This window comes from Gordonia jacobaea (genome assembly GCF_965344965.1).
Lineage (GTDB): Bacteria > Actinomycetota > Actinomycetes > Mycobacteriales > Mycobacteriaceae > Gordonia > Gordonia jacobaea.
This window is the reverse complement of sequence record NZ_CBDRLS010000001.1, coordinates 50,579-74,419: the sequence shown is the minus strand read 5'-3', so window position 1 is coordinate 74,419 and position 23,841 is coordinate 50,579. Positions and strand designations below refer to the sequence as shown.

General features: G+C 65.1%; 16 protein-coding genes. 8 read left to right on the top strand and 8 right to left on the bottom strand.

Annotated elements, in window-relative coordinates; genetic code table 11:
• Window positions 1-118 precede the first annotated feature (118 nt).
• Genes ACRVY7_RS00335 through ACRVY7_RS00325 form a run of 3 tightly spaced genes read right to left on the bottom strand, consistent with a single transcriptional unit; the run spans window position 119 to window position 5,194 of the window.
• On the bottom strand, window positions 119-2,959 hold the full coding sequence (locus ACRVY7_RS00335) for a molybdopterin-dependent oxidoreductase (RefSeq protein WP_431815571.1): 2,841 nt from the start codon (window positions 2,957-2,959) through the stop codon (window positions 119-121).
• Window positions 2,956-3,786, bottom strand: coding sequence for an FAD binding domain-containing protein (locus ACRVY7_RS00330; protein WP_431815570.1), 831 nt, complete (start codon window positions 3,784-3,786; stop codon window positions 2,956-2,958). Before ACRVY7_RS00330 ends, ACRVY7_RS00335 begins: the two co-directional genes overlap by 4 nt.
• A gap of 28 nt (window positions 3,787-3,814) precedes the next feature.
• Window positions 3,815-5,194 (bottom strand): 8-oxoguanine deaminase, encoded by a 1,380-nt coding sequence (locus tag ACRVY7_RS00325; RefSeq protein ID WP_431815569.1) that lies wholly within the window; start codon window positions 5,192-5,194, stop codon window positions 3,815-3,817.
• Between the two features lie 349 nt (window positions 5,195-5,543).
• On the opposite strand from ACRVY7_RS00325, the gene ACRVY7_RS00320 reads away from it, so the two are divergent.
• On the top strand, window positions 5,544-7,022 hold the full coding sequence (locus ACRVY7_RS00320) for a nucleobase:cation symporter-2 family protein (RefSeq protein ID WP_431815568.1): 1,479 nt from the start codon (window positions 5,544-5,546) through the stop codon (window positions 7,020-7,022).
• 39 nt (window positions 7,023-7,061) lie between these two features.
• On the opposite strand, the gene ACRVY7_RS00315 is transcribed toward ACRVY7_RS00320, so the two are convergent.
• Window positions 7,062-7,667 carry a L,D-transpeptidase gene (locus ACRVY7_RS00315; protein WP_431815567.1) on the bottom strand — a complete coding sequence of 202 codons (606 nt, stop codon included), beginning with the start codon at window positions 7,665-7,667 and terminating at the stop codon, window positions 7,062-7,064.
• An 85-nt stretch (window positions 7,668-7,752) separates the two neighbouring features.
• Window positions 7,753-9,204 (bottom strand): short-chain fatty acyl-CoA regulator family protein, encoded by a 1,452-nt coding sequence (locus tag ACRVY7_RS00310; protein ID WP_431815566.1) that lies wholly within the window; start codon window positions 9,202-9,204, stop codon window positions 7,753-7,755.
• Between the two features lie 118 nt (window positions 9,205-9,322).
• Between ACRVY7_RS00310 and prpD the strand changes: the two genes are divergently transcribed.
• The 4 genes from prpD (at window position 9,323) to ACRVY7_RS00290 (ending at window position 16,414) form a co-directional block, all read left to right on the top strand.
• The gene (gene prpD / locus ACRVY7_RS00305; RefSeq protein WP_431815565.1) at window positions 9,323-10,834 is read left to right on the top strand and encodes a 2-methylcitrate dehydratase PrpD; all 1,512 of its coding nucleotides are present in this window, start codon (window positions 9,323-9,325) and stop codon (window positions 10,832-10,834) included.
• Window positions 10,834-11,781: a methylisocitrate lyase gene (gene prpB, locus ACRVY7_RS00300; protein WP_431815564.1), complete on the top strand. Its 948-nt coding sequence runs from the start codon at window positions 10,834-10,836 to the stop codon at window positions 11,779-11,781. Before prpD ends, prpB begins: the two co-directional genes overlap by 1 nt.
• A complete protein-coding gene (locus tag ACRVY7_RS00295) occupies window positions 11,778-12,908 on the top strand; it encodes a bifunctional 2-methylcitrate synthase/citrate synthase (RefSeq protein WP_431815563.1) in 1,131 nt (376 codons plus the stop codon). Before prpB ends, ACRVY7_RS00295 begins: the two co-directional genes overlap by 4 nt.
• Before the next feature lie 116 nt (window positions 12,909-13,024).
• On the top strand, window positions 13,025-16,414 hold the full coding sequence (locus ACRVY7_RS00290) for a pyruvate carboxylase (protein WP_431815562.1): 3,390 nt from the start codon (window positions 13,025-13,027) through the stop codon (window positions 16,412-16,414).
• Between the two features lie 154 nt (window positions 16,415-16,568).
• Here the strand turns inward: ACRVY7_RS00290 and ACRVY7_RS00285 are convergent, their stop codons facing one another.
• Window positions 16,569-17,159 carry a helix-turn-helix domain-containing protein gene (locus tag ACRVY7_RS00285; protein ID WP_156528009.1) on the bottom strand — a complete coding sequence of 197 codons (591 nt, stop codon included), beginning with the start codon at window positions 17,157-17,159 and terminating at the stop codon, window positions 16,569-16,571.
• 320 nt (window positions 17,160-17,479) lie between these two features.
• Between ACRVY7_RS00285 and ACRVY7_RS00280 the strand changes: the two genes are divergently transcribed.
• The 3 genes from ACRVY7_RS00280 to ACRVY7_RS00270 are packed head-to-tail and all read left to right on the top strand — an operon-like array spanning window position 17,480 to window position 20,618.
• Window positions 17,480-18,907, top strand: a complete 1,428-nt coding sequence (locus ACRVY7_RS00280; RefSeq protein WP_431815561.1) for an APC family permease — start codon at window positions 17,480-17,482, stop codon at window positions 18,905-18,907.
• Window positions 18,904-19,692 carry an aldolase gene (locus tag ACRVY7_RS00275; protein WP_431815560.1) on the top strand — a complete coding sequence of 263 codons (789 nt, stop codon included), beginning with the start codon at window positions 18,904-18,906 and terminating at the stop codon, window positions 19,690-19,692. The genes ACRVY7_RS00280 and ACRVY7_RS00275 overlap by 4 nt, the downstream gene beginning before the upstream one ends.
• Before the next feature lie 32 nt (window positions 19,693-19,724).
• Window positions 19,725-20,618 (top strand): dihydrodipicolinate synthase family protein, encoded by an 894-nt coding sequence (locus ACRVY7_RS00270; protein WP_431815559.1) that lies wholly within the window; start codon window positions 19,725-19,727, stop codon window positions 20,616-20,618.
• Window positions 20,619-20,754: 136 nt separating this feature from the next.
• On the opposite strand, the gene ACRVY7_RS00265 is transcribed toward ACRVY7_RS00270, so the two are convergent.
• Window positions 20,755-21,387 carry a nucleoside/nucleotide kinase family protein gene (locus ACRVY7_RS00265; RefSeq protein ID WP_431815558.1) on the bottom strand — a complete coding sequence of 211 codons (633 nt, stop codon included), beginning with the start codon at window positions 21,385-21,387 and terminating at the stop codon, window positions 20,755-20,757.
• A 71-nt stretch (window positions 21,388-21,458) separates the two neighbouring features.
• On the bottom strand, window positions 21,459-23,783 hold the full coding sequence (metE, locus tag ACRVY7_RS00260; protein WP_431815557.1) for a 5-methyltetrahydropteroyltriglutamate--homocysteine S-methyltransferase: 2,325 nt from the start codon (window positions 23,781-23,783) through the stop codon (window positions 21,459-21,461).
• Window positions 23,784-23,841 lie beyond the last annotated feature (58 nt).

Here is a 23,841-nt window from a genome sequence, read left to right as displayed (position 1 = left end):
AAAGTTCGGATAACCGAAACCCTGGCTCGCCGGAGTAATCCCAGACGCGGCTCGAGTCGGCAGACGCGGCTGGTGTACCAGCCGCGTCCACACGGTCGGGCCGCGTCTGGGATGCCGATCACCCCTGGAGGAGGCGCCAGACCCGATCACGAGACATCGGCAGCTCGTAGGGCCGCTGGCCGATCGCCCGCCGGATCGCGTTGGCAAGAGCGGGAGCCACCGGGTTGTAGGGCGACTCGCTCATCGACTTGGCGCCATACGGGCCGAGTTCGTCGGCGGTATCGGCGAAGTAGACCTCGGTCTCGGGGACATCCGCCATCTGGGGCACCCGATAGGTACGGAACACGGGGGTCAGCGCTACCCCCTTCCCGTCGAGCATGATCTCCTCGTACAGCGACGATCCGATCGCTTGTGCCACACCGCCTTCCACCTGACCGCGGCACTGTTGTGGGTTCATCACCGTGCCCGCGTCGGCGGACTGGACGGACTGCAAGATGCGCACGCTACCGGTCGCGGTGTCGACGGCGACACGAAAAGCGTGCACGTTGAACGCAATCGAGCGCAGCGCGCCACTCTCGGAACCGGTGGCGACCACGCGGTCGCCCACGCGATGCGACGCATCGACGGTGTCGATGAGCTCGCCGAAGCTCACCAGTCGTTCACCGACGAGTGCGCCGTCGGGGACCAACCGGATGGCATCGGGTGCCGTTGCGGTGATCGACGACGCCGCGTCGAGCAGCACCGTACGCAGCGCGAGTGCTGCGCCGTAGGTCGCCTTTCCCGCGACCGTGATGCCTGCCGACGCGAAGGCGCCGGTGTCGTAGACCGCTGCGTCGGTGTCGCCGTGCGCCAACACGATTCGTGACGGATCGGTGCCCATCGCCTCGGTGACGATCTGCGTGAGCACCGTCGTCGTGCCGTTGCCGAACTCGGCGGTGCCCACACCGACGTGGTAGCGACCGTCGGTGTCGACACCGACGGTCACGGTCGAGAAGTGGCCACGCGGCGCCATCGTGGCGATGGCGGCAATGGCCATGCCCTCGCCGACGCGCCACGAATCACCTTCTGGCGCAGCGACATCGTTGCCGCGACGTAGCGCCGTTTGGGCGAGGTCGAGGCACTGGTCGAGCCCGTAGCTCCCGTAGATCAGATCGTCCTCGGGTTCGGGGTGCGCGATGAGAAGCGGATCGCCGTCGCCGACCGCGTTGAGTCGACGCAGTTCGAACGGATCGATGTCGAGTGCGATCGCGAGTTCATCCATGGCGGATTCGACGGCCAGGATCACCTGCCCCAGACCGTAGCCACGGAATGCACCCGAAGGCGGGTTGTTGGTGTAGACCACCTCGGCGTCGATCCGCTTGACCGGGCAGTTGTACACCGAGACCGATTCGGCGCACGCGTGGAACATGACGCCCATGGAGTGATTGCCGTGCGCGCCGGTGTCGGAGAGGACGTCGACCTTCATCGCACGCAGGCGACCGTCGGCGTCGGCGCCGAGATCGACTGCGACACGGAAGGGATGGCGATAGGTGGTGCGGGTCATCTCGTCGGTCCGCGACATCTCGTAGGCAACGGGCATTCCGGTGCGTAACACCGCGATTGCCACCAGATCCTCGGTGAGCAGTTCCTGCTTGCCGCCGAATCCACCGCCGACGCGGGCGCTGAACACACGAATGCGATCTGCGGGAAGGTCGAGCAACAGAGCGAGCTCGTCACGGACCAGGAAGGGCACCTGCGTGCTGGTGCGGATCACCAGTCGACCGTCGTCGTCGAGCCAGCCGATGGAACCATGAGTTTCCAACTGCGCGTGCGAAACTCGTGCGGTCTGCCAGGTTCCGCCTACCGTGACGGCAGATTCGGTGAGTGCGGCGTCGACGTCACCACCGAATCCCTCGTGGAACGAGGAGATGACGTTGCGCTCGGCCTCGAACACGCGGTCCTCGGGAGTGCGTTCGGGATGAACCAGAGGAGCTCCGGGACGTCGTGCTTCCTCGGGATCGAAGACGCCCGGGAGGGGCTCGTATTCGACGTCGATCAGTCGGCACGCTTCCTCCGCGATTCCGGCGGTGTCGGCGACCACCGCCGCCACCCGCTGCCCGACGAACCGCACCACGGAGTCGAGGACGAGTGTGTCGTCGGGATCGTCGGCGCGCGACTCGTGCCTCGCGGTGGAAAACCTTCGCGTACTGACGTTCTCGTGGGTGAGGACGAGCGCGACGCCGGGCAGTGACTGTGCCGCGGACGTGTCGATCGAGACGATCCGGGCGTGCGGGTGTGGCGAGGTGAGGACCCGGAGATAGCGGGTCCCTGGCACTGCGACGTCGAAGGTGTACGGCTCGGTTCCGGTGACAACCCGGCGGCCGGCGGGCGGCGTGAGCGACGTGCCGATCGCAGGGGAGGTGGTCTCGACACGACGCTCGTTCCTCGCGTCTGCTCGACCAGCGGGGGACGCGTTGCTCGCGTCTGCTCGACCAGCGGAGGAGTCTGCTCGTCCAGCGGGTTGCTCGGCCGGCGACGCGGTGTCGACACCCTGCCGGATCGCCTGGCGGATCGCCCGATATCCCGTGCAGCGGCAGAGGTTTCCCTTCATCTTGCGCTGTAGCTCGTCGGTGTCGTGGACGGTGTCGGCGTCGAGCGTTGACGCCGTGACAATCATTCCGGCAGTGCAGAAACCGCACTGGAAGCCGAAGTTGTCGACGAAGGCCTGCTGCATGGGGTGAAGGTCGTCGGGGGTACCGAGGCCCGAGACCGTTGTGACCAAACGCCCTTCGATGCGCTGGGCCGGAAAGATGCACGAGTGCACCGGCGTGTCGTCGACCAACACCGAGCACGCGCCGCAGTCGCCCGCATCGCAGCCCTTCTTGACCTCGAAGTGGGCTTGGTCGCGCAGGAACGTGCGCAGGCACTGGCCGGCGGCGGGAGTCGCGTCGACCGACTCGCCGTTGATCTCGAACTTCACGGTGCACCAACTCCTTCGGCGTCCCGTTCTAGTTCGCCACGGATCTGTTCGGCCAGGACCGCGCTGACTCCCCGTCGCCAATCGGCGGCACCGAGCGGGTCGGTGTAGTAGCCGTCGGCCGACCAGATATCGGCGCGCAGACGCTCGGCGTCGGGTAATCCGTTGTAGCGCAGCACGGTAGGCCACAGCGTTGCCGCGGTGATCCCGACGACGACGGTGTCGTCCTCATCGCGGCGTCCGGTCACCACCACCCCGGAGCGCCCGAGCTCTGCCAGGGCGATCTTTCTGAAACCGGTTCGGCCGCGCAGTGCGTATCCGGGGATGTCGATGGCGCGCAACACTTCTCCGTCGCCCAGGGTGTTGGTTCCGTTGCCGGTGACGAAATCGGCGACGTCGACGCTGTAGTCGGTGCCATCGGGGCGCCAGATCAGTACGCGACCGTCGAGTCCCGCTGCCAGTGACACCATCGATGCGGCCGCGAACGAACGGCAGATGTTGCCGCCGACGGTGGCGACGTTCCAGATCTTGAAGGAGGCCAGAAGTGCTGTCGCGCACTGGAAGAGCAGCGGGTGTGCCCGCCAACCCGGCTCGGCGGGGAGTTCGGCGAGTTGCGCGATGGTGGCTGTCGCCGCGATCCGCAGGCCACCGTCGGGTAGTTCCTCGAAGGGCTCCCAGTCGATGCGGCTGATGTCGACCACTCCGCTCGAGGTCACCTGCGGTTCGGAGAAGAACCACGTGCCGCCCGCGACGATGCGTTCGCCTTCCGCCAGGGTGAGGTCGTCGCGGCTGTAGGCGTAGCGGTAGGTCGAGATCGTGTGCAGGTCCATCACAGTCCCCGACGTGTCAGAAGAGGTGTCATGTCCGGGCCCCGCGTGCCTTGTCCAGCAGTCGGCGATGCTCGTGTGCGCAGTCGGCCGCGACGGTCGTTGTGTCGACGGTGAGCAGCTCGGCGTCGGCGACGATCTGTGTGCCGTTGACCCACGACGCCTTGATCGGCGGGATGGCACCGAGAACCAGTGCTGCCACCGGGTCGTCGATGTCGGCGTGCGCGAGCGTGGTGAGGTCCCAGAGGACGAGATCGGCGAGCTTCCCGACCTCGATGGAGCCGATCTCGTTGGCGCGGCCCAATACTCGGGCGCCACCGATGGTCGCGAGCTCGATCGCCGTCCGTGTCGTGAGTGCGGTGGGGCCTCCCCGCGTGCGTGCCATCAGCACGGCCTGGTGTGCCTCCTCGAGGAGCCGGGCCGATTCGTTCGACGCCGCGCCGTCGACGCCCAATCCCACGGGAACCCCGGCGTCGACGAGGTCGCGAGTGCGACAGATGTGGTTGCCGAGGCGGGCGTTGGAGGTGGGGCAGTGGGCGACGCCGGTCGACGTCGCCGCGAGCCGGGCGATCTCGTCGTCGGCGAACTCGATGCCGTGGGCGAACCACACGTCGTCGCCGGTCCAACCGACAGATTCCATATATTCCAGTGGGGTGCAACCGAAATGCTCGTCGCAGTAGGTGTTCTCGTCGACCGACTCGGCGAGGTGGGTATGCAGTCGGACGCCGAGTTCTCGTGCCAGGACGGCGGATTCGCGCAGTAGGTCGGTGGTCACCGAGAACGGTGAGCACGGTGCGAGCGCGATGCGGAGCATCGAGTCGGGTGCCGGATCATGCCAGCGCGCAACGGCATCGGAGCTGGCGGTGAGGATCTCATCGATGCTCTGCACCACGGTGTCCGGCGGCAGGCCGCCGTCCTTCTCGGACAGGTCCATCGAACCGCGCGTCGGATGGAAGCGCACGCCGACGGCCTGGGCTGCACCGATTTCGGCGCCGAGCAGGTCGCCGCCCTCACGCGGGAAGACGTAGTGGTGGTCTGTCGTCGTCGTGCAGCCGGACAACGCGAGTGTCGACAGGCCGCCGAGCGCCGCGGTGTGCACCGCCTGCTCGTCGATACCAGCCCAGATCGGGTACAGCGTCGTCAGCCATTGGAAGAGCGTGTGATCGGCAGCGAGGCCACGGGTGATCCACTGATAGAGGTGGTGATGGGTGTTCACGAGCCCGGGCGTGAGCACGCAGCCGGTGCCGTCGATGCGGAAAACGTCATCAGGCAACGGCACCGCCGGGGCATCCGCCTCGATGATCGCGCTGATCGTGGTGCCCTCGATGAGTACCGACGCGCGCGTCAATTCCCGACGATCCGGGTCGACGGTCACTACGGAGGCATTCTCGATGAGGGTTGCTGAGGGCACAGCGACACGCTACGACGATCAAGCCGGTGCGGCATGTCGGGGTGTGCGCAATCGTTGCGGGTATACCCGCCCACCCGGCACGTTAACGCTGTTGTTACGTGACGTGAATCGGCCGTAACACAATCCCGTTTTACTTGTACTCGCAAGATGGATTGCACGTAGTAGGGGTCCCGACCTGTACTGCGTCGCGGGAACCGGAGTCCGGTTCCTTCGCTTTCGAAAAGCGCGTGCGATCTCACGGATTTCCACCGTGATCGATCGGGTACAGCGCAGTTCCTCCGATGAATCGGTCGCGGCCGGAGCCGTGTAAGAGCCGACCACTCGGCGCCGCTTGAAACAGGAACAGGCCATGAGCAACCCCACCGCAGTCTCCCGCGTCCGCGAGAGGATCGTCCGCAAGAACTTCGACCCCACCGCGACGACCGATCAGATCATCGTCGACCAGTCCGCACAGCGTGTCGAGCCGCACGACTCGACTCACCCCGACGCTGCGTCGGACAACGCTACCGAGCCGGTGAACAAGGTTCCCTCACCCGGTCGGCTCGTCGTGTTCGCGCTCCAGCATCTGCTCGTGATGTATGCGAGCACGGTGACGGTGCCCGTCGTGGTGTCGGCAGCGCTCGATCTCTCGCGGGCAGATCTCGTCTACCTCGTCACCGCAGACCTGCTGTTGTGCGGTTTCGGCACACTACTGCAGTCGCTGGGCATCTGGAAGGTCGGCGTGAAGCTGCCGATGGTGATCGGTGCGTCGTATACCGGCATCGCGCCGATGCTGATCATCGGCCAGGGTGAGGGACTGCAGACGATGTACGGTTCGGTGCTCGTCGTCGGCCTTGCGACGATCGCCATTGCGCCGCTGGTCAGCAAGCTCATGCGGTTCTTTCCGCCGGTCGTCATCGGGACGACCATCCTGCTTATCGGTATCCAGTTGATACCAGCGGGCGGAAAGATGATCGTCGGTTCCGATCCCGACGACCCCGGGTTCGCTTCTCCGGCCAAGATCGGCCTGGCCGCTGCAACAGCGCTGGCCATCGTGCTCTGCTACTGCCTGTTGCCGCGCGCGCTTCGACCGATCTCGGTGTTGATCGGCATGATCGTCGGCGTCGTTGTCGCGGCGCTCACGGGGATGTTCGACGGTTCGGGTATCGGTGAGGGTGCCGCGTTCTCGTTCCCCGACCTCTTGCATTTCGGTGTTCCGCGTTTCGACCTGCTGGCGATCTGCTCGCTTGCCCTGATTCAGATCGTGCTCATCGTCGAACTTGCCGGACAGGTCAATGCCGTCGGGGAAGTGGTGGGACAGAAGGTCTCGCGCGATCGCCTGGCAGCGGCCGTGCGTGCCGACGGCGTGGTCACCGCGCTGGGCGGTGGCGTGTTCCAGTCGTTCATGTACGTCACCTTCGCGCAGAATGTCGGCATTCTGACCATCACGAGGATGTTCAGCCGCTACGTGACAGCGCTGACCGGCGCGATGCTGATGTGCCTCGCGTTCTTTCCCGTCGTCGGTGAGGTCGTGGCGGCGATCCCGCGGCCCGTCCTCGGGGCCGCAGCAGTGGTGATGTTCGGAACCATCGCGGTGGTCGGTATCCGCATCCTCGGGCGTGTCGACTACAGCCAGAACTCCAACGTGATCATCACGGCTGCGGCGATCGGCGTGGCCCTGCTGCCGATCACGATCAACGGCTTCTACAGTCAATTCCCGACGGCGGCCAAACAAGTGCTTTCCAGTGGCGCTGCGGTGGGCATCTTCGTGGCCATCGCGTTGAATCTGCTGTTCACGATGCGGCGTCACGACGGCGCAGAGAAGGTCAACAGCGACGACGTCGCCTGAGCGGCCGGGTCACGATCACTGCCTGAGTCGGTATGAGACTCAGGCAGTGATCGTGACAGGCGTGCCGTCGCCCGCCCAGTCGTAGAGGTGCTTGATCTCGTTGCCGGGCACGTGAATACAGCCTTCGGAGCCCCGGGTCTTGTAGGCCGTCGTGTCGCCGTAGGGAAACTTCTGCCAGGGCGAGTCGTGGAATCCGATGTCGCCGAACAGGTGCAACCAGTAGTGCACGAACACCGTGTACCCGGGACCGCTCAGCGTGCGATCGACGTCATGGCTTTCGATACGCCAGGTTCCCAGCGGTGTGCCTACACCGCGGTCGACGCTGCCGGTGGTCACCGCGATGTCGGAAACCGGTTGCCCGTCAAGGCATAGGACCATGTGTTGCGACGCGAGTCCGACGACGATGGCCTTCCCTTCGGACTTCTCGGGGCAGGAGGGCTTGGGGATGACCGGGGCAGCGACCGGACGTGCGGCAGTCGTCGCGGCCGCGGAGTCGGCGGCCGGGGACGACTGCAGTGTGAGACCTACGACCACCGCTACGGTGACAGCCAGGACGGCGAGGGCAGCAAGAGCCGGCCACGCGTACCCGAGTACGAGTGACCGAGCCGTGAGAGCACGGCTGCGCTTCTTGGTAACCGATATCATTTCGCCCGACGTTACCGCAGACCGGATACGCGCCGTCGCATGCGTGACGGACAGAACGACGTCGCTCTGTCGCTCACGAGGTCACCTACCCTGTGCGGGCCGGGCGATACGGGATGGAGTCACTGACAGTGACATCGACGTCGATGGGCCTGCCGACCTGCGGGAACGCCCGCTGCGGGCAGGCAGGTCGCGGGCACACCTTGCATCCTGCGCCGATCGGTACGGTACGACGGTCGTCGGCGAGGTCGATGCCGGTGGAGTAGACGAGACGGTCTGCGTGTGCGAGATCGCAACCCAATCCGATGGCGAAGGATTTGTGCTGTGTGAGGTAGCCCAACCCCTCGTCGGTGCTCCGAGCGAGCCAGAAATACGACCGGCCGTCGGGCATCTGCGAGACCTGGGTGACAACCCGCCCCGGCGAGGCGAATGCGTCGTGTACGACCCAGAGCGGGCAACTCCCTCCCGCCCGCGAAAAGTGAAATGCGGTGGCGGATTGTCGCTTGGAGATGTTTCCCGCGCGATCGGTCCGGACGAAGATGAACGGGACACCGCGATGTCCGGGGCGCTGGAGCGTCGACAGCCGATGACACACCGTCTCAAAGCCGACGTCGAAGCCGACGCAGAGCAGTTCGATGTCGTAGCGTGCTTCCTCCGCAGCATCGCGAAAGTGTCTGTACGGCAACAACAATGCTCCCGCGAAGTAGTTCGCGAGTCCGATTCGGGCTACAGACCTGGACTCATCGCTCAGTTCGACGGCGTCGGCGATCACCGCGTCGATCACATCGCTCTGCGTGATCAACGCCAACTGGGTGGCCAGTTGGAACGCGCGCTGCCCGGAGGTGAGTCGACCCGCGAGCTGGACGACGCGCCGAGTGGGATCGAAGACGCGTTTGGGGCGGCGCGCGGCGGCGACGGGGTCGGTGTCACGGCTGATCGACACGGAGACGCCGTGTTCGCGTGACAGCAGCGTCGCCAATTGCAGGTCGAGTCCTCCGACGCGCAGGCCATGCTGATCGAACATGTCCTCGGCTGCCCGGTCGAGGACGTCGATGTAGTTCTTGCGGTCGTAGAAGAAGTCGCGGACCTCCTCGAACGGCATCGGAGTCGACGACGCTCCGCCGTTGGCTGCCTGGCCCCGGTATGTGTCGAGCTCGGATTCGGCGGCTACGAGACGCCTGTGGAGAGCGGCGATCGTGCGGCCGACGTCGGGCATTCGGGAGACGAGCTCGGTGATCTGCGCGCGCGTGACATCGCCGCCGTCGGGTGCGGTGGCAAGTGCGTCGGCCAGGTCGGCGACCAGGCGCGCGTCGGTGTCGGCCGCGAAGTAGTCGGCGTTGAGGTCGAACTCGCGGGTGAGTGCGAGAAGTACGCCGACGGTGATCGGCCGCTGATCGTTCTCGAGCTGATTGACGTAGCTGGTCGACTTGTCGATTCGACGTGCGAGTGCGGCCTGGGAGAGTCCCTGCTCGTCGCGGAGCCTGCGTAGGCGAGCTCCTACGAGAAGTCTCCCGGGCGTCGCGGCAGAGGGGTGTGCCATGTACAGAGCCTAGCTCGTCATGTGTTCACAACATTCGCAAATTTGCAGGTAGTTATCCACAAAAATACGCATTCGCCAGGACTTATGTGGAGCGGAACGAGATGCGTACGGTGCGAACATGATCATTCACAACGTGCGGACCCGCCGCAGTGCCGAGGACTTCGGGCAGTCGGAGCATCTCGCTCAGAAGATCGCCGAGGTCGCCGTCGACCCTGTCGAGGTGCCGATCGAGACAGCCGAGATGGTGATCAATCGGGTCATCGACAACGCGGCGGTCAGCGCCGCTTCGGTGATTCGTCGGCCGGTGACGACTGCGCGATCACAGGCGCTCGCTCACCCGCACGGGCAGGGCGGTCGCGGCGCAGCGGTGTTCGGTGTCGCCGGCGCGTACTCCCCGGAGTGGGCAGCGTGGGCCAACGGGGTCGCCGTGCGTGAACTCGACTTCCACGACACCTTCCTCGCCGCCGAGTACTCGCACCCGGGAGACAACATCCCGCCGCTGGTCGCGGTGGCGCAGCACGTCGGCGCCGGGGGTGCCGACCTGATCCGAGGCATCGCCACCGCCTACGAGATCCAGATCGATCTGACGCGCGGAATGTGTTTGCACGAGCACAAGATCGACCACGTTGCGCACCTCGGTCCTTCCGTCGCCGCGGGGCTGGGAACCATGTTGCGTCTCGACGTCGAGACGATCTACCAGGCCGTCGGCCAAGCCCTGCACCTGACAACCGCGACGCGGCAGTCGCGGAAGGGGCTCATCTCCAGTTGGAAGGCATACGCGCCGGCTCACGCGGGCAAGATCGCGATCGAAGCCGTCGACCGTGCGATGCGAGGTGAGGGGGCGCCCGCTCCGATCTGGGAGGGCGAGGACGGCGTGATCGCGTGGCTACTCGGTGGCCCCGAGAAGGTCTACGAGATACCGCTTCCCGGTCCGGGCGAGGCCAAGCGGGCGATCCTCGACAGCTACACCAAGGAGCACTCGGCCGAGTATCAGAGTCAGGCGCCGATCGACCTCGCGCGTCGGATGCGTGAGCGGATCACCGATCTCGCCGAGATCGAATCGATCGTGCTGCACACCAGCCACCACACCCACGTCGTGATCGGCACGGGCTCCGGTGATCCCCAGAAGTTCGATCCGTCGGCCAGTCGCGAGACGCTCGACCACTCGGTGCCCTACATCTTCGCCGTCGCACTGCAGGACGGTTTCTGGCACCACGAGGCGTCGTATGCGCCCGAACGTGCGAATCGTCCCGACACCGTCGAGCTGTGGCGCAAGATCTCGACCGTCGAGGATCCCGAGTGGACCCGCCGCTACCACTCCGCCGATCCGGCGGAGAAGGCGTTCGGCGCGAAAGCGGTTGTGACGCTGCGCAACGGTGAGGTCATCACAGACGAACTGGCTGTTGCGGACGCCCATCCGCTCGGTGCCCGACCATTCGCTCGCGAGCAGTACGAGGCCAAGTTCTCCACCATGGCAGACGGCGTGATCGATGCGGCCGAGCAGCGTCGATTCCTCGATGCGGCAGCCGGTCTCGCGTCGCTCGAGGAGGGAAGCCTCGACGCTCTCAATCCGACGGTGCTGTCCGTCGTGCTCGACAAGGCGCCGACCATCGGGACAGGGATCTTCTGATGACCTCATCGGAAAGCGCTGTGGCGGGGCTGTTCTCGTCATCCGTACCTGCCGCGGACAAGCGGATCGCGCTGCGGGCGGGCCTGGCGTCGGGAAGTCTGCAGCGTTGGCCCGGCGCATTCTCGCCGCTGGTGGCCAAGCTCATAGCCGACGTCGGGTTCGAGGGCGTGTACGTATCCGGCGCTGTGCTCTCGGCCGATATCGGGCTCCCCGACATCGGGCTCACGACGCTGAGTGAGGTCGCCGCTCGCGGCGGGCAGATCGCCCACGCAACCAACCTGCCGTCACTTGTCGACGCCGACACCGGATTCGGTGAACCCATGAGTGCGGCGCGGACCGTTGCCACCCTCGAAGACGCGGGGTTATCCGGCTGCCATTTCGAGGACCAGGTCAATCCCAAGCGGTGTGGTCATCTCGACGGCAAGGACGTCGTTCCCGTCGGCGAGATGCTCGCAAGGCTTGCGGCAGCGGTCACGGCACGACGCGACGACAACTTCGTGATCTGCGCGCGGACGGATGCGCGTGCCGTCGAGGGTCTCGACGCCGCGATCGACCGCGCCAAGGCGTATGCCGATGCCGGCGCCGACCTCATCTTCACGGAGGCATTGCGTGACGCCTCGGAGTTCGAGAGATTCCGTGCGGCCGTTGACGTTCCGCTCCTGGCCAACATGACGGAGTTCGGCAAATCCGACCTGCTCACTGCGAAACAGCTGGGGGACGTCGGCTACAACGCGGTCATCTATCCGGTGACGACGCTACGCATCGCGATGGGTGCCGTCGAGTCAGGACTTCGGGAGATCGCCTCTACCGGAACACAATCGGGGCTCCTCGACGGCATGCAGCACCGGAGCAGGCTCTACGAGTTGCTGCGCTACGCGGACTACAACGACTTCGATTCCGAACTGTTCAACTTCACCCTGAATTCCACGCCGGAGGTATATCCATGAGCGCGCCGCCAGTTGGCCAACCTGCTATTCACAAGGGTCTTGCCGGGGTCGTCGTCGACACCACTGCGATCTCTAAGGTTGTGCCCGAGACGAATTCGTTGACATACCGGGGCTATCCCGTACAGGATCTCGCCGCGCGCTGCAGCTTCGAGCAGGTCGCGTACCTGCTGTGGCACGGCGAGTTGCCCACCGACGCCCAACTCGCCGCGTTCACGCAGCGGGAGCGGGCGAGTCGTCGACTCGATCGGTCGACGCAGGCCGTCCTCGCCCGTATTCCGGAGAACTGCCACCCGATGGACGTCGTTCGCACGGTCATCAGCTACCTCGGCACCGAGGACCCGGACGAGGACAATGCGGCGCCCACCGCGAACTACGACAAGGCGCTGCGGATGTTCTCGATCCTGCCGACCATCGTCGCGGCGGACATGCGTCGACGACGCGGACTCGACCCGATACCCCCGCACCATGGACTCGGCTACGCGGAGAACTTTCTGGCCATGTGTTTCGGCGAGGTTCCCGATCCGGTGGTCGTCTCGGCGTTCGAGAAGTCGATGGTGCTCTACGCCGAGCACAGTTTCAACGCATCGACCTTCGCGGCCCGTGTGGTGACGTCGACTCAGTCGGACATCTACAGCGCGGTGACGGCGGCGATCGGAGCGCTGAAGGGATCGCTGCACGGCGGCGCCAACGAGGCGGTCATGTACGACATGATCGAAATCGACCGCCCAGAACGGGCGATGGCCTGGCTCGAGCGCAAGCTGGAGAACAAGGACAAGGTGATGGGGTTCGGCCATCGCGTCTACAAGAACGGTGATTCGCGGGTGCCGACGATGCGTGCGGCTCTCGTCGAGGTCTCCGAGCAGCTCGGCGAGGACCGGTGGCTGCGCATCTACACCGAACTCGAGCGGCTGATGGACGAGCGCACGGGCATCAAACCGAATCTCGACTTCCCGACCGGACCCGCGTATCACCTGATGGGCTTCGACATCGGATCGTTCACGCCGATTTTCGTGATGAGCCGCATCACGGGGTGGACTGCGCACATCATGGAACAGGCAGCGTCGAACTCGCTGATCCGTCCGTTGAGTAGCTACACGGGGCCCTCGCAGCGCTCTCTCACACTTTGAGACAAAAGTGAGGTATCACCCTCACTTGCAGATAAGGTCGACGACGACGGCGGTGCCTGTCCTATTGGCGCCTGCCCGGGCAACGTGTATTCGACGAACGAAAGTTGTGTCCCGAGATGTTTGAGAAAGTCCTGGTCGCAAATCGTGGAGAGATCGCGATCCGTGCCTTTCGTGCGGCATACGAGCTCGGGGCAGGAACCGTCGCGGTGTTCCCGTACGAGGACCGCAACTCGCTGCACCGACTGAAGGCCGACGAGTCGTACCAGATCGGCGTACCGGGCCATCCGGTCCGTGCGTATCTGTCTGTCGACGAGATCATCGGTGCCGCACTGCATTCGGGTGCAGATGCGGTCTATCCCGGCTACGGCTTCCTGTCGGAGAACGCGGGCTTGGCGGCGGCGTGTGCCGAGCACGGCATCACGTTCGTCGGACCGCCCGCGCACGTACTCGAGTTGACCGGCAACAAGGCTGAGGCTGTCGCCGCAGCGAAGGCTGCCGGTCTGCCGGTGCTGGCGTCCTCGGAGCCGTCGGCCGACGTCGACGAGTTGGTCGCGGCATCCGCCGACATGCAGTTCCCATTGTTCGTCAAGGCGGTCGCCGGTGGCGGTGGCCGCGGTATGCGTCGCGTCGCAAAGCGCGAAGATCTCGCCGAAGCCATTTCGGCGGCGTCGCGCGAGGCCGATACCGCGTTCGGCGACCCGACGGTGTTTCTCGAGCAGGCCGTGATCAATCCGCGCCACATCGAGGTGCAGATCCTGGCCGACACGCAGGGCAACGTCATTCACCTCTTCGAGCGTGACTGCAGCGTGCAGCGTCGACACCAGAAGGTTGTCGAATTGGCACCGGCGCCGAATCTCGATCCGCAACTGCGTGAGCGGATTTGCGCCGACGCCGTCGCGTTCGCCAAGCAGATCGGCTATTCGTGCGCCGGGACCGTCGAATTCCTGGTCGACGAACAGGGTCGGCACGTCTTCATCGAAATGAATCCGCGCATTCAGGTGGAGCACACGGTGACCGAGGAGATCACCGATGTCGACCTTGTCGGGGCGCAGTTGCGGGTGGCGTCGGGGCAGTCGCTCGACGACCTGGGGTTGAGTCAGGACTCGATCGCGATCCGTGGAGCAGCACTACAGTGCCGTATCACCACCGAGGACCCGTCGGATGGTTTCCGGCCGGACGTCGGGCGTATCACCGCCTACCGCACGCCGGGGGGTGCCGGCATCCGACTCGACGGCGGTGCGGTCCTCGGCGGAGAGATCAGCGGCCATTTCGACTCGATGCTGGTCAAGCTGACCTGCCGGGGTCGCGACTTCGACACCGCGGTGCGGCGCGCACGACGTGCCTTGGCGGAGTTCCGCATTCGCGGTGTGGCCACCAACATCCCGTTCCTGCAGGCGGTGCTCGACGACGCCGACTTCGCTGCGGGACACGTGACCACGTCGTTCATCGAAGACCGCCCGTGGTTGTTGAATTCGCGTGGATCGGCAGACCGCGGCACGCGCATCCTCTCGTATCTCGCGGACGTGACGGTCAACAAGCCGCACGGGGAACGTCCGAGCACGGTGTACCCGCGCGACAAGCTTCCCGCCCTCGACCGTGCGCAACTACTCGCACCACCCGACGGCTCGCGGCAGCGACTGTTGACCTTGGGGCCCAGCGGTTTTGCGCGTGACCTTCGTGACCGCGCGGCGGTCGGTGTCACCGACACGACGTTCCGCGACGCCCATCAGTCGCTGCTCGCGACGCGCGTACGGACGAGCGGAATGCTCGCCGTCGCACCGTATGTCGCGGCGACGACCCCGCAGTTGCTGTCGGTCGAGTGTTGGGGCGGTGCCACCTACGACGTCGCGCTGCGGTTCCTGAAGGAAGATCCGTGGGATCGGTTGGCGCAGTTGCGCGAAGAGATACCCAACATCTGTCTGCAGATGCTGCTTCGCGGTGCCAACACCGTGGGCTACACGCCGTACCCGCAGAAAGTCACGACGGCATTCGTCGCCGAGGCGACGGACGTGGGCATCGACATCTTCCGAATCTTCGACGCGCTCAACAACATCGAACAGATGCGACCCGCCATCGACGCGGTACTCGAGACCGACCGCGCGGTCGCCGAGGTCGCGATGAGCTACACGGGCGACCTCGCGAACCCCGACGAGAAGCTCTACACGCTCGACTACTACCTGCGCCTGGCGGAGCAGATCGTCGACGCAGGCGCGCATGTGCTGGCCATCAAGGACATGGCGGGTCTGCTGCGGGCACCTGCAGCCGACAAGCTGGTTCGTGCGTTGCGAAGCGAGTTCGATCTGCCGATCCACGTCCACACCCACGACACTCCTGGTGGGCAGTTGGCGACGTACCTCGCGGCCGTCAACGCGGGGGCAGACGCCGTCGACGGCGCGTCGGCACCCTTGGCCGGCACGACGAGTCAGCCGCCACTGTCGGCAATCGTCGCGGCGTTTGCGCACACCGAACGCGACACCGGGCTGGACCTCAAGGCGGTCTGCGACCTGGAACCGTACTGGGAAGCGGTGCGAAAGGTGTACGCCCCCTTCGAATCCGGAGTTCCCGCGCCCACCGGGCGCGTGTACTCGCACGAGATCCCGGGCGGCCAGTTGTCGAATCTGCGTCAGCAGGCCATCGCGTTGGGGCTCGGTAACCGCTTCGAGGCCGTCGAAGAGGCCTACGCTGCCGCCGATGCGATGCTGGGGCGTCTGATCAAGGTGACGCCGTCGTCGAAGGTCGTCGGCGACCTTGCTCTCGCCCTCGTCGGGCAGGGCATCGCACCCGCTGACTTTGCCGCGAACCCCGGTTCCTACGACATCCCCGACTCCGTCATCGGTTTTCTCCGTGGCGAACTGGGTGAGCCCGCGGGCGGGTGGCCGGAGCCGTTGCGTACCCGTGCACTCGCCGGTCGTACGGCGCCGCGCCCCGTCGAAGAACTCAGTGCGGCCGACGACACCGCACTCGACACAGCGGGCAGGCCGCGGCAGGAGACCCTCAACAGGCTGTTGTTCCCCGGTCCGACAAGGGAATTCGAGGAGCATCAGGAAACGTACGGGGATACGTCGAGGCTGTCGGCCAATCAGTTCTTCTACGGACTGCGCTACGGCGACGAGCACCGAGTGGAACTCGAGCCGGGCGTCGAATTGCTGATCGGCCTCGAGGCGATCAGCGAACCCGACGAGAAGGGCATGCGCACGGTGATGTGTGTGCTCAACGGACAGTTGCGGCCGGTCGCGGTGCGAGACCGGTCCGTCGATTCCAAGGTCGCCGCCGCCGAGCGTGCCGATCGGGCGAACCCGAACCACGTGGGCGCACCCTTCGCGGGCGTCGTGTCGCTGTCGGTGAACGTCGGCGACGAGATCGCAGCGGGCGCGGCGATCGGCACGATCGAGGCCATGAAGATGGAGGCGACCATCACCGCGCCGGTCGGCGGCAAGGTCGCCCGCGTCGCGGTGACGTCCGTGCAGCAGGTCGCGCCCGGCGACCTGCTGATCGAAATCGGCTGAGGCTGCGCGGTTTCGAGGCCTCGGCGTCGTTTGTGGTTGAGCGTCAGGGGTGCTGGAGATCCGTATGACATTTCGCCCGGATCGCGGGCCAACTGTCATACGGATCAGTCGGCGGGCCTGCCGATCGGGCTCTCGACGGGATTCGACGACGCTCCTAGTGGCGAATCTGGCTGAGCGTCGCCCGGTCAATCGCCGACACGAGGAGTAGTTCGGTGTCGACGTCGGCGCCGAGTCTGTGCGGGTGAGTGGCGTCGAAGTGGACGGCCGAACCGGCGGGAACGTCGTAGCTGACCGCGTCGAATTCGAACGTGAGGCGTCCGGTGACGACGTACAACCACTCCTCGCCGCGATGGGTGACGGGCGTGCGCGCCCGGCGACCTGCCGAGATGTGTACGCGGAGCGCCTCGAGTGCTCTGGATCCAGGGAAGCCGCCGAATGCGGCGATGTCGAGTTCGCCAGAAGCGCGACTCGGTGCATCGGCAGCGTAGATCGCCAGACCGGACGGCTGCGACGTTCCGTCGACGGTTGTGTCCTCGCCGAGCAGTGCACTCACTCTCACGTCGAGAGCGTCGGCGAGTTCGACGAGGGTGCCGATGGACGCTTGTCGATCGCCTGCCTCGAGCCGGGAAAGGTGCGCTTTCGAGATCGACGACAACGACGACACCTGGTCGAGTGTGAAGCCCTTTCGCTCTCGTGCTGCTCTTATCCTGGCGCCGATCGCTTCGAGATCCACTGTGGCTGACACGTTTCGGACAGTAGTCACACCAGACGCGTCGAGCAATCCGACGGCCGTGTGGTGTCGCAGGACCGTCACGGAAGCGATTGTGAGGACTGGGTAACGACACGTTACCGATAGATCAAGTCGGACAACCAGTGTTGCCTGTGAGGCAACTTCGACTTACGGTGAGCCGGTCCGGATGAATGCACCCATCGACGAGTGCGCCGGAATTCCATTCTCTCCGTTCACCACGTAGCCCGCGGAGGCTTCACATGTCGATCTCCTCATCCGAATCCCCGAGTGCGACCGCTCAGGTCCGCTCGGGTGTGCTCGGTTTCCCTACTCTCGTGGCACAGTCCATCGCTCTGATCTCGCCCACCATGACAGCGGTTCTGATTGTGCCGCTGACGTTTTCGTATGCGGGTAACGGCACCTGGTTGTCCTATCTGTTCGCGACTCTCATGCTGGGTTTCGTCGTGATGAACCTGAAAGTGTTCTCATCCCGGTCGGCATCGGCCGGTTCGATGTACGCCTATATCGGGCGCGGTCTTGGTGCCAAGAGCGGTGTCCTCGCGGGGTGGACATTGCTCTGGGCCTACGGATTCATTGCGATCGCCGGGCTCACTGGATTCTCGATATTTGTCAATCAGTTCCTCGACGCGATCGGCGTCGACCTCAGTGTGCCCGCGATCGTGTGTTTCGCGGTGAGTGCACTCCTGTGTTGGTTCGTGGCGTACAAGGACATTCGTGTGTCGTCGTTGCTGATGCTCGTGTTGGAGGGATTGTCGATGTTCCTCATCGTCGCACTGTGCGTCACGATGGTGGTCAGACACGGGTCGATCGTCGACACTCCACAGCTCAGACTCGAGGGAGTCAGTGGCCACGGGTTGATGCTCGCCGTGGTGACCTGCATCTTCAGTCTCGTCGGGTTCGAAAGCGCAACAGCGCTCGGCGGTGAGGCCAAGAATCCACTGGTCAACATCCCCCGCGCGGTGCGCTGGAGCCTGATCATCACCGGCACGTTCTTCATCCTGGTCAGCTACGTCGAGGTGATGGGGGCGCGTGACCACGGGTTGTCGTTGGCGGATCTGAGCGCGCCGCTCGACAGTCTCGCCGACGCATACGGTGTGGGCTACCTGAAAGCCCCCATCTGCTTGGGTGCGATTCTGAGCTTCTTCTCGCTGACCTTGTCCTGCGTGAATGCGGGCGCGCGCATCCTGATGCCCATGGCGCGTCACGGGATGTTCAGCGGACACATCGGGAAAGTCCACGTGCACAACAGAACTCCGCACATCGCCGTGACGGCCTATACGGCGATCATCTTTGCTGTCGTCGCCGTCCTGCTGATCTTCAACGATCCGCTGACCATCTTCGGTGACGCAGGTACGTTGGCAGCCTTCGGGTTCTTGCTTGTCTACTTCATGGTGTCGGTCGCAGCGCCGGCCTACCTTCGTGCTCGTGGCGAATTGCGGCCCAAGAACATCGCGATCTGCGTTGCCGCGGTGGTCTGCCTTCTCGTGCCGACGATCGGAAGCTTCTACCCGGTGCCACCGGCGCCGGTGCGCTACTTTCCCTACGTGTTCGCGGCGTACATCGTTGTCGGACTCGCTTGGATGGGTCTGGTGAGCCTTCGGAATCGGCACGTGCTCAGTGAGATCGAAGCCGACCTCGAGCGAAGCGTCGATATGGGGCACACCGCAGACATCGAAGTCGCGGCGGATACGTCGGACGCGCCGCGGGCGAGCACGACGTCGATCAAGGGTGGTCAGGTATGAGCACGACGTTCGGTGAGTCGAAATCAGAACTCATGACCCGTGCATCGCGAGAGATAGCGCGCAATTTCGCCGAATCGTCACTGACGACACGACAAAGGGTGGCGATCACGTGTCGAGCACTGTTCGACGCGGGTCATGATTCGGGACTTGCTGGCCAGATCACGGCGCGGGCCGAGGAACCGCACACGTTCTACACGCAGCAGTTGGGTCTCGGGTTCGACGAGATCACCGAGGACAATCTTCTTCTCGTCGATGAAGACCTGGAGGTGCTCTCCGGTTCGGGAATGGCCAATCCTGCCAACAGATTTCACTCATGGATCTACCGTGCGCGTCCTGACGTCGCCTGCGTCGTACACACGCATCCCTTTCACGTGGCTGCGCTGTCGATGCTCGAGGTGCCGCTGGTCGTCTCGCAGATGGACATCGCTCCGCTCTATGACGACTGTGCCTTTTTGCCCGACTGGCCCGGAGTGCCCGTCGGCAATGAGGAAGGGGAGATCATCACCGCGGCCCTCGGGGACAAGAAGGCGGTGCTGTTGGCCCATCACGGACACGTGATCGCGGGCGCCAGCGTCGAAGAAGCGTGTTCGCTGGCGATGCTGATCGAGCGTGGCGCAAAGCTGCAGCTCGCAGCGATGGCTGCGGGATCGATCGCGCCACTTCCCGAACGTTTGGCTCGTGAAGCCCACGACTGGACGCTCACGCCTGCGCGAAGTCGAGCGAACTTTTCCTACTACGCGCGCCGAACACTCGCAGCGCACGGCGATGTTCTTTCCGATTCCTGAACCACACCAATTTCCGAGGAGCTCGATCACACATGTCTGACAGTCCAAGAATTCACGGGATCATCGCCTATCCCGTCACCCCGTTCACCGCCGAAGGCGACGTCGACACCGCGACACTTGCATCGCTGGTGGAGTCGCTCGTTGCCGCGGGGGTTCACGCTATCGCGCCACTCGGCAGCACCGGTGAGGCGGCCTATCTCTCGGAGGCGGAGTACGACACGGTCGTCGACACGGTGACCCGTTCAGTCGCACAACGAGTTCCGGTGATCGTCGGGGCCTCAGAACTGACCACCGCCACCGCGATTCGACGAGCAGAGTACGCGCAGGAGGCGGGCGCCGACGCAGTCATGGTCCTGCCCATTTCGTACTGGAAGCTCAGCGATCGGGAAATAGTCCGCCACTATTCGAGTATCAGTGCCGCGATCGATCTTCCGATCATGGCCTACAACAATCCCGCGACGAGTGGCGTCGATATGTCCCCGGAACTGCTCGTGTCGATGTTCACCGACATCGACAATGTCACGATGGTCAAGGAATCGACCGGAGATCTCTCCCGGATGCTTCGGATCAAGGAACTCACGGGGAGTGAACTGCCCTTCTACAACGGCAGCAACCCCTTGGTTCTCGACGCCCTCGAATCGGGAGCCGCCGGCTGGTGCACTGCCGCCCCACATCTGCGAGCCCAGGAGTGCCTCGATCTCTACGAAGCAGTGGCTGACGGGAATCATGAACTGGCGGCGAAGATCTACGACGATCTCGCTCCGCTCCTGCGGTTCATCGTGGCAGGGGGATTGCCGACCACGGTCAAGGCGGGACTTCGGTTCCTGGGCGTCGACGCGGGGGTGCCTCGGCCTCCGCTACTGCCCCTCGATGCGCAGGGGGCTGCCGAGCTGTCGGCCATCCTCGGCCACGGCAGGTGCAGCTGACGTCGAAACGACGCTCCTGTGAAGGTGGTTGCGCCGGGCGGGAGATCCGTATGACGCTTGGCCCGGATCGCGGGGCCTTCCGTCATGCGGATCGGCGGCAGCGCCCATCGCGGCGGTGCAACTCGAGCCCCGGCGGTCAGTCGATCGTGGTGGCGTCGAGCTCGGCGTAGGAGTGTGCCCGAGTCGCCCTGATCTGAGCGGCGTTCGGGTCGTCGACGCGCCTGATCCACTCGAGAGCATCGTCGACGGTCCGCCCGGTGGCCACGTGCCGGGCCAGGAGGCGTTCATGTCTGATGGCGTCGGGTAGGTCGACGAACCACATGCGGTCGACAAGTCGACGGACAGGGGCCCACGCGCCGTCGAATCCGAGGTAGTTGCCCTCGACCACAACGATTCTCGCCGTTGCGGGGATCAGGGCGGCTGCTGCGATCGGTTCGCCGAGGTTGTGGTCGAAGTCGGGTGCGTAGACCTCGGTGTCCGGCGTGGCGGCCCTGCGGAGCGTCGCGACGAATCCGTCGACGTCGAAGGTGTCCTGGGCCCCGCGCCGTTCGGTTCGGCGGAGTAGGTGCAGCATCGGCGTCGCGAGATGGAAGCCATCCATGGGGAGATACCCGATGTGAGCGTCGCCGAGGCGGTCGGCGAGTTCGAGTGTCGCCCGACGCGCGACCGTCGTCTTACCCGCTCCTGGGGGGCCGGTGAATCCGACGACCACGCGGGAGCGGGTGTTCGCGAGGTCGATGATCTCTGCGACCAGCGCGTCGATGATCATGACTGAAACGATACGAGACGATCGACAGGGAATCGACGAGATGGACTCATCCCGTCGATTCCCGGTTCGTATCAGTCCTCGACGTCAGCCCGCACAGTCGTCGCGGCGGTGACCAGGTTGGTCAGCGACGCGATCACCTCGCCGGGTGTGCGGGTCTTCAGCCCGCAGTCGGGGTTGACCCAGAGTCGTTGCGGGCCAACTGCCTTCAACGCGGCGCGCAGTGACCGCTCGATCTCCGCCGTGCCCGGTACCCGTGGCGAGTGGATGTCGTAGACGCCGGGGCCGACGCCGTTCGAGAATCCGACGGCGTTGAGGTCGTCGAGGATCTCCATCGCAGAGCGGGCCGCCTCGATCGACGTGACGTCGGCGTCGAGATCGGCGATCGCGCCGATGACCTCACCGAACTCCGAGTAGCAGAGGTGGGTGTGGATCTGCGACGAGTCGGCGACACCCGAGGTGGACAAGCGGAACGCGCGCACCGCCCAGTCGAGGTAGCGCTGCTTGTCCGCATCTCGCAACGGAAGGAGCTCACGCAGTGCAGGCTCGTCGACCTGGATGATGGTGATTCCGGCCTTCTCGAGGTCGACGGTCTCGTCGCGGATAGCCAACGCGATCTGATCGGCCGACTCCGAGAGCGGCTGGTCGTCACGGACGAACGACCAGGCGAGGATCGTGACCGGACCGGTCAGCATTCCCTTGACCGGCTTGTTGGTCAGCGACTGCGCGTAGGTGATCCATTCGACGGTCATCGGCTGCGCGCGGACGACGTCGCCGTAGAGGATCGGCGGCCGCACGCACCGGGTTCCGTACGACTGGACCCACCCGTTGGCCGTGGCGAAGAAGCCGTCGAGTTGTTCGGCGAAGTACTGGACCATGTCGTTGCGCTCGGGCTCGCCGTGCACCAGTACGTCGAGTCCGAGTTTCTCCTGCAGCGCAACCACATCGGCGATCTCGGCGCGCATCCGTCGCTCGTACTCTGACTCGTCTATCTCGCCCGAACGCAGCGCGGCACGAGCAAGTCGGATCGCCGAGGTCTGCGGGTAGGAGCCGATCGTGGTGGTCGGCAGCGGAGGAAGTCCGAGCTGTGAATTCTGTGCCGCGATGCGCTCTGCAGCAGGCATCCGCGTGATGTCGGTGTCGGTGACGGCCGCCAGGCGAGCACGCACCGCCGGGACATGCACCCGCGGATCGCTTGTGCGGGTGGCCAGCGCCGCGGCGGACGCCTCGAAGGCCTCCCGCTCCGACTCCCGACCGTTGCGCAGTGCGCGGGCGAGCACCCCGACCTCGTCATACTTCTGCGCGGCGAATGCCAGCCAGCCTCGCAGGTTGTCGTCGAGTTCGTCCTCGGCGTCGAGCGTGTAGGGCACATGCAGCGTCGAGCATGACGTCGAAACAGCAAGCGCGCGTGCCGATCCCAACAAGGTGCCGAGGGTGGCGAGCGCCTTGTCGAGGTCGGTGCGCCAGATGTTGCGACCGTCGACGACGCCTGCGACCAGCAGCTTGTCGGCGAGTTCTGGGACCACGACGACCGAGTCGACCGAGCCCTCGACGAGGTCGACGCCGATGGCTTCGACCGGTGTTCGCGCCAGGGCGGCGAGAGACGCACCGGGGTCACCGAAGTAGGTGTTGACGAAGAGCGCAGGACGCTCGGTGACGGCACCGAGCCTCGCGTACACCGAATTGGCCAGTGCGGGAAGGTCTTCGGCATAGTCGGTGACGAGAACCGGCTCGTCGATCTGGACCCACGAGACTCCGGCCTGCGCGAGCTGTGCGAATAGCTGCTCGTACACCCCGAGCAGGTTGTCAATCCTCGTCAGTGGCGCGGGCGCGCCGTCGACGGCCTTGGCGAGTGCCAGGAAGGTGATCGGCCCGATGATGACGGGTCGGGCGTCGACGCCGCGCGCCCGGGCTTCGGCGATCTCGCCGAGAACCTTGTCGGGGTGCAGTCCGAACGTGGTGTCGCCGCCGATTTCGGGGACCAGATAGTGGTAGTTGGTGTCGAACCACTTGGTCATCTCCAGGGGAGCGATGTCCGCGGTGCCACGTGCCGCGGCGAAGTATCGGTCGAGTGGATCGGCGATGCCGTCGAACCGGCGGGGGAGTGCACCGAGGAGGACCGCGGTGTCGAGTACCTGGTCGTAGTACGAGAAGGTGTTGACCGGGATCGAGTCGAAACCGGCTGCGGCCAACCGTTCTAGGGTGTCGCGGCGCAGTCCGGCTGCGATCTGCTCGAGCTCGGCGGCGCTGACGCGGCCCGCCCAGTAGCCTTCGATGGCCCGCTTGAGTTCGCGGCGCGGGCCGATCCGCGGAGTGCCGGGCACGGTGGCGGTGAACGGCCTGCCAACCTGATCGGACGCCGTCGTGGAGACGGTGGTGTCTGCTGAATTGATGGACATGAGTTCGTGAACTCCTGCATTCGACGTGGACGGTTCACCGCCATGCAGGGAGAGTCGA